Origin of the sequence: Candidatus Thiosymbion oneisti, from assembly GCF_900092655.1 — a bacterium.
In the GTDB taxonomy this organism is placed as follows: Bacteria; Pseudomonadota; Gammaproteobacteria; order Chromatiales; family Chromatiaceae; genus Thiosymbion; species Thiosymbion oneisti.
The window spans coordinates 1-6,606 of the sequence record NZ_FLUY01001124.1 but is presented as its reverse complement, the minus strand read 5'-3'; the positions used below and the strand labels follow the sequence as shown (position 1 = coordinate 6,606).

The 6,606-nt window shown below is 49.7% G+C and carries 7 protein-coding genes and 1 pseudogene; all 8 read right to left on the bottom strand.

Annotation, left to right across the window (positions count from 1 at the left end):
* Positions 1-127 precede the first annotated feature (127 nt).
* The gene (locus BQ17_RS11460) at positions 128-409 is read right to left on the bottom strand and encodes a type II toxin-antitoxin system MqsA family antitoxin (RefSeq protein ID WP_089727182.1); all 282 of its coding nucleotides are present in this window, start codon (positions 407-409) and stop codon (positions 128-130) included.
* Positions 410-412: 3 nt separating this feature from the next.
* Positions 413-568 (bottom strand): annotated as a pseudogene (locus tag BQ17_RS24180) (DUF4258 domain-containing protein); the annotation flags it as partial.
* Between the two features lie 283 nt (positions 569-851).
* A complete protein-coding gene (locus BQ17_RS11450; RefSeq protein WP_089727178.1) occupies positions 852-1,421 on the bottom strand; it encodes a Uma2 family endonuclease in 570 nt (189 codons plus the stop codon).
* 415 nt (positions 1,422-1,836) lie between these two features.
* Positions 1,837-2,061 (bottom strand): YgiT-type zinc finger protein, encoded by a 225-nt coding sequence (locus tag BQ17_RS24175; protein ID WP_089727176.1) that lies wholly within the window; start codon positions 2,059-2,061, stop codon positions 1,837-1,839.
* Positions 2,061-2,399, bottom strand: a complete 339-nt coding sequence (locus BQ17_RS11440) for a DUF4258 domain-containing protein (protein ID WP_089727174.1) — start codon at positions 2,397-2,399, stop codon at positions 2,061-2,063. Before BQ17_RS11440 ends, BQ17_RS24175 begins: the two co-directional genes overlap by 1 nt.
* A 392-nt stretch (positions 2,400-2,791) precedes the next feature.
* Positions 2,792-3,769, bottom strand: coding sequence for a hypothetical protein (locus BQ17_RS11435; protein WP_089727172.1), 978 nt, complete (start codon positions 3,767-3,769; stop codon positions 2,792-2,794).
* 65 nt (positions 3,770-3,834) lie between these two features.
* On the bottom strand, positions 3,835-5,244 hold the full coding sequence (locus tag BQ17_RS11430) for a hypothetical protein (RefSeq protein ID WP_141699240.1): 1,410 nt from the start codon (positions 5,242-5,244) through the stop codon (positions 3,835-3,837).
* A gap of 259 nt (positions 5,245-5,503) precedes the next feature.
* Positions 5,504-6,364, bottom strand: a complete 861-nt coding sequence (locus BQ17_RS11425) for an alkaline phosphatase D family protein (protein ID WP_089727168.1) — start codon at positions 6,362-6,364, stop codon at positions 5,504-5,506.
* Between the last annotated feature and the right edge of the window lie 242 nt (positions 6,365-6,606).

Below are 6,606 nucleotides of genomic sequence, written 5' to 3'. Positions count from 1 at the left end.
AATCATGACTGAAAACCCCTTTGATTGATTTTGTAGATGAGTTATTCTACTCTAGCATTTAAAAAATACCACTACCCAAGTCAAATAAAGTGGGTGTCCTTTTGGTCCTTTTGGTCGGGAGGGTGGGTTAATCACCTGCCCTTACCTGATTAGGCACGTCAACCTCGATGAGTCGTTCTACTGGAACACGAATTTCTTCCTTCGTTTTCTTGCCATGTACATAGATTTGATCGAATTCTTGTTCAATTGCTTTTATAGTATCTGCTTTAAAATATTGTTCGCCGCAATACTCACATTGTTCACATGGGACTTCGTTAACAATAAGATATTTATTGTCATATGTGTATGTGTATTGAACATTCACTTGCCTGAAATTCTTGTTCCCGCAAAAGTGACAAATTTTTCGCATAAATTAACCTCGTTCGTAGATAGTTTTAAATTTCGGTGGAGTTGGAACATATACGGTTACTATGAGCAAATCGTTCTCTATTTTAGCACACACTACATGAATCGGTTTTCCCTGGTCAGTGAATCCGGCAACCAAACAACTTTCTCCCCGTCTGGTATCTTTGTACTCTTCTTATTATTCTTCCATTTAATATAGCTTCTTCGATTTCTGTTATTACAAGATTGTCGTTTTTCCTTTCTTGATCGCCATGCCGTAAAAGATAATACTGACTTTTCCCGACTTTATCTTGTATCCATTTCAATTCGAGCATAATTCATTATCTACAGAACAGTGATGTCGTTTAAGATTTCGGGAACCCCATGTTGCTCCCGGATGCCCGTGCTTATCCAAGGGCGGTCTTGTAAAGGGTATATCCTGCTGTGTACCAGGCACGCTCGTCCGGTCAGAACAGCGACCGCAGATTCAGCTCGATGTCGGGCAGCGCGGCGATGCCGACACACGACAGATCCTGCACCCGAAACTTCGTCTTATACTTCCCGCTTTCCGGGTCCCGGTGTACATCCAGTTGTCTTCCTGCCACATCGACGAGCCAGACCTCCGGTATCGCGAAGCGGGCATAGAGGGGGAGCTTGCGGTCACGGTCGTAGGTGAGGGTGCTGTCCGCTACCTCGACCAGCACCAGGATGTCTTCCGGTCCGGGGTGGACCTGTTCGTAGAAGTCTTCCCGCCAGCGCAGCAACGCCAGGTCCGGTTGGGGGGCCGAGAAATCGCCGAGCAAAATAGGATCTTGTGCCGAGACGATGGCCTGGTCACCGATTATCCGGGAGAAGGACCGGATGAGGCGTTTGACTTTACTGGAGTGTGGAGGACCGATGGGGGGCATATCGAAGAGCTCGCCTTCTATCAGCTCACAGCGTGCCTCGGGATCCAAGACATCTGTCTCGCCCATGCGGAAGTATTCCCGGACGGAGATCGGGTGGTGTTGTGGGAGCTGAGCCACCGAGTTAAGCATAGTGAGGGACCTGGCACGGATGCTCTCAATTACCGGTAACATTGATGGAGTGGAATCTTCACCGGTTGAACCATAGGTTGGGTTAGGCGCGTGCTGCTAGGTTGGTATGTGCCGAAGAGGTTGCACGCGCCGTAACCCAACATACCATGTTGGGGTTCGTTCCTCACCCCAATCTCGGTATAATGATTTTAAACCATATTTTTTAGATAATTCTTTTAATATAGGCATGATTTCGATTCGATGGTTATCATTTGCAATCGATATACTTCAGAAATTGAACTTGGCCCCTTTTCCTGCTTTTCCCAGCAGCCAATAGCCACCTCCGTCGGGTGGCTGCCATCCCTGGCCTTATCCGACCTACGCGGGCAGGCAAAACAGGACGACCGACTCAATCCTCCCTTACTGCCGAAAAAGCTTATGCGTAGGCATACACTGGCGCGTGCTTTATCGGTTCCGCACGTTGCTCTATAAGTTTCTCAAGATGACGGATTATCTCTGGGGCTAGCAGTATATCAGAACACACGTCGCAGACCTCAGCAGGTACATTCTCAAAGATAAGTACTGTCTCTCCACGCTTGACCGTATGTACGATTAGACGATGCTCGTAGTGCCCAGGACATCCTTGGATGCTGCAGTTCATTATCTTTGGCCTCTGGTAAAAGGATCAACCCATTTTGGAAGTTTGGGTTCGTATACAGTTATGATTATTGCCAGATCGAGAGCCGTTGTACAGACTACATGCAAGTATCTGCCCGTGCGGGTTTGACCGCAGACAAGACAGCAGGCACCTCTTTTGTGTTCTGGATAGTTCTCCACAACTGTCGCCTGAAGCAGCACGCTCACTACATCGTCCAGCGAAATATGTTCCTCGACCATTTCCTGATGCGCATGGACAGTAATACGCATCAGCTCTTCTTCTGCTTGCTGTCGTAAGCGAGCTACTATCGCTTCCAAACTATGAATGGGAACATCGGACATATGTAAATCCTTCAGCAGTCTTAAAGCCAACTTCAGTAGGCCCTAACGCCAGCTAGGGCAGCAGGGCTTTGTGGTTCGCCGCCAGCAACAAAGTGGGGGTCCTTTTTTTCTCCGTTTTTTTCCCTTTTTTCATAGGCCGTAGGCCATTGACATTCAATGGCGCATCGCCTGTGAGGAAATATACGCGATTAATCCGATGAGCATAACGGCTAACAACACAATGATAATTTCCATTTCAAAGCCCTCTTACGTCTCTTTATGTCGGAAATGATCTTTCTGTTTACAAAAAGGGAAAGGGGTCAGGTCTTGACCTGTGCCTTCAAGGGTGACGGATCAAGACCTGACCCCATTTCCTCGGGCTGACCCCTTTATGCCAAACCCTTTCAACCCTATCACGCTGCCTGCTTGTCTACAAACACCGCTCGCGCAGCCTGGATACCACGCAGGTACTTGGCCTGACGCCGCGCGCAAAGATTCACCAGCGATGCCGGCGCACCGACCGCCGTTCCGAACGCCTTGAGAAGACGCTCGGAATAGCCGATAAACTGCTCCCCATCGATGCCCAATCGCGTGAGGATCTTGGGCTCTCGCGCCTCGATATATCCAGACTTATCCGCGCGTAATGCGCGGCCCGTCCAATCGACCAGCTCCAGGTAGTCCTCGAAGGCAAACGGCACTGCCCAAGGAGTCCGCGCAGTGGCATCAAAGGGCATCAGCGGGGCTTGGGGTAAGATCTGCGTCTCAGCCTCCGGTCGTAACCGCTCCCCGTCGAGTGCTGTGTCAGGATCTTTAACGGTTGCAGTCTCCTGCGAACCGGTATCGGACCCGACCTCCTCCGGCAAGCCGACGACACGCTCCTGAATCGAGGTGTAGTCCGAAGTCTCCGGTGTCTCGGCCAGCCCCGCCCGGACCGGATTCAGATCCACATAAGCCATCGCTGCCAACAACGCCTTCTCATCAAGCAACGCCTGGCTCTTGAAGCGACCCTCCCAAAACCGCCCCTTCACCCCATCCTCGGCATTGGCCCGGCGGGCGATATGCTCGTTGAGGGTACGCATGAACCAGGACAAATCGTGCAACCGCCCTCGGTAGACCTCGGCCAGCGCCTCGACCTTGGTGATCTCCGCCTGGGTCATCCCCGCTCGTGACGCTGAGAGATAACGTGTTACCAACACTGGCCCGGTAAAAAGCCCCGTCCAGCGTCTTAGTACCTCCTCGATCGACCACCCCAAGGCCCGTTCCCGGTCGATACGCACCACCATGTGATAGTGGTTACTCATCACCGCATAAGCGGCCACATCGATGGCAAACAGAGCGGCTAACTGCTGCATGTGCTCGACGATCCAGCCACGGCGGTGATCGAAATTCATGCCTGAGAATTGATCCTGGAAACAAAGTGGGTGTCCTTTTATCTAGGTGTCCTTTTATCTATAGGTCAGAATTCAGAAATCAGCGTCCCCAGCATGCTACCCATGTAGGCGTTATAGATGTCGCTGTGTGCCTTTCCGCCTGTACCTAGCACCTCATACTTGATCAGACTGTTGGCATTGATGTAGATCACCTGCTTTTCCTGGCTTGCGGCGTCTCCTTCGGGCGTCAACTCACCTTTCTCGGAAGCTGTGTAGAAGGCGAAATGGTGTTTATACCTGGGATCGGAGGCGCGCTCATAACCCTCCTCTGCCCCCGCGTAGTTTGCGCCAGTGATCAGATTAGCGATAGGGGTGGCCTTGTCGTGTTCGGACCATGTCAGAGCCACTCTGCCACGCAGGTTCTTGTAATTGGCATAGGGCGCTCCCTCCCGCCCCTTTTTGCGCTCGGCCAGGAACCGGTTCATACTGAAAGCGCCCTGCAGACCAATAACCAAATCTAGTCCATCCTGTAAATCCACAGGGGGATTTAGAACGGCGCCGCTGAATGCCGCCCGGGTCATGAGACGCGCACCCAGGCTGTGCCCGATCGCAATGATCTTAAATGCCGGCCAGGTATTCGCGGATGCGCGCGTCCGTAAGTCCGAGAGGTGCCAGTTGATCAGTGCATTAGCCCAAACGAAGCCAATCTCGTCGGCATCATTTGCTTTGTTCCCTAGGCTAACCATAGGGACATTCCATTCTGAGGGCCAGGTAACGGCAATATAGAGGGGCTTGAATCCGTTGCTCTGACTGATCAGGATGTTGCCAAAAATGCTGTTAAGGTTGCGGACCGCCTTTTCTTGCGCGGTATTCCAACCCATGCTGCCCACAACCACGTGGGTATAGGGTTGGCCTTCTTCGTGAGCCACGGCAAGTTGCTCGGCCAGGACACCTTCCAGTTTCTCCAGCGCTTCCCACGAGCGAGCATACAGACTGTCGGTCTTCATGGTCCACGTAGGATGGCTGGGCCGCCGGTCGTCTTTGCAGTCTGTGCAGTAGGAATCATACAGAAACAGGTTCTTGATATAGGGAATTGGTAAACTGTCGTCCAACTTGGCCTGCACGAGATGCGAAATAAAGGTTCGTTTGCCGTCATTTAGGCGCGCGGCCAGATGGCGGGTGTTCTCCGGGTCAAATCCGGCTGGGTCACTGTTGAGATGTGGATCGTCAGTCAGCGGCTGAACGCCGAGGGTTTCTCGTTTGGACTTTTCGATACCGATGATGAAGCCTTCCATACGGAGACCAAAGCCCTGCGGCTCATCGGCCACCACGTGAAAGCTGCGATCCAGATCGGAATCGGTACCGAGTTTCTCCTCTTGAGGTTCCAGGTAGTTGCCGCCGTTGACACAGGCTGACAGCAATGTTCCTGTCATAAATAGCGTGAATAGCGTGATCCTGAATCCACGTGCAACCTGGTGAACTTTTGCCATATTCATTGAAAGTACTCCAAAACTGATGGCTGCTCTTAGCGCTTAACTGCCGCCAACGTGCAATAAACAAAGTGGGTGTCTTTTTATTGCTCTACAAAGTGGGGGTCCCTTTATTATTTTTTAAGAGGTTCTCTGTGGGTCCGTGTCGAAAGGCAGCTGGAGGGAAAAGATGTCATTTCTTGCCACTAAACAAAGTGGGTGTCCTTTTTTTGTTGGGACACCGAATAAAAGGCGGGATGCAGCTTTCCCGCCCTACGAGCTAAAGTTAGCCAATCACTGACCAAGTATTCACATCGATTGATTTATTTATATTGTCCTTTCTTTTTCTACCTTTTAGGTTCACATTTATTACGTCATCTGTGAATTCAATAATCCCATAATTGTTGTTACTCTTTCTGCTTAGCCCTCCCCTATTTCTAGCTACAGCAGAAGAAATAACCTCAAAAAAACCATCATGCGTGCCTATAAAACGATTTTTGTGGATATCCCCTGACAAAACTATTACATTCCCCCGGTCTTTAAATAACTTTACCATCGAATCATATTTTTCGCCATATTTATCCAATCGTTCACCACCTTTTGTAAGGCAACTTCCAGAACAAACAACGGTAAACTTTTTATTATGATCCAGTTGCTGAGTTAGCCAAACCTCCTGAATAGCACCTAGTATGGTAGGTGACTCATTACTCGCCTTAGTTCTATAATAACGCACGTCGAGCATAATGAATTTGATGTTACCTTTTTCAAATGAATGATAAACATGATCAGGACTCGGACTAGAAAACATTCTGTTCCCAAGGTGTTTATAAAATAATTCTAGAGAAGCTTTCTTTAGCTCTTCTTTAATATTCTTTTCTCCCCCTTTGGCATTATTTGCACCGAAATCATGATCATCCCATATTGCATTAAAATCCACGTTTTTTATAAGACGAGCAAAATTAGGTTCCTCTAGTTGCATCCTATATATACTATCTAGAACCTCCATATCCCATTCTTGCTTTCTAGGTGCGTATACATTGTCGCCTAATAAAAGCAAGTGATCTGGGTTTTCATCCTCTATATATTTCCAGGCCTTTTGAACTGGGTACTTTTGAATTTTGGAGCAGGAAGTAAATGCAATTTTCATTTTATACCTCTATTTAGGCTAACGCCTAACTCAGGGGCAGCTCGTAAGGCGGGATAGGTCAAGGACGACCGCATCCCGCCGTCTGAGTAGCGGTGGGATGCGCTACGCTTTCCCGCCCTACGCGAGCTTGATCTATGCCTTCAAGGGTCACGGATCAAGACCTGACCCTGAAGTATCCCCACAAAATTCCCCTTCGGCGTCAGTCGGCCAGGAGGACATTATGATCCTCCGCGACCCATTGA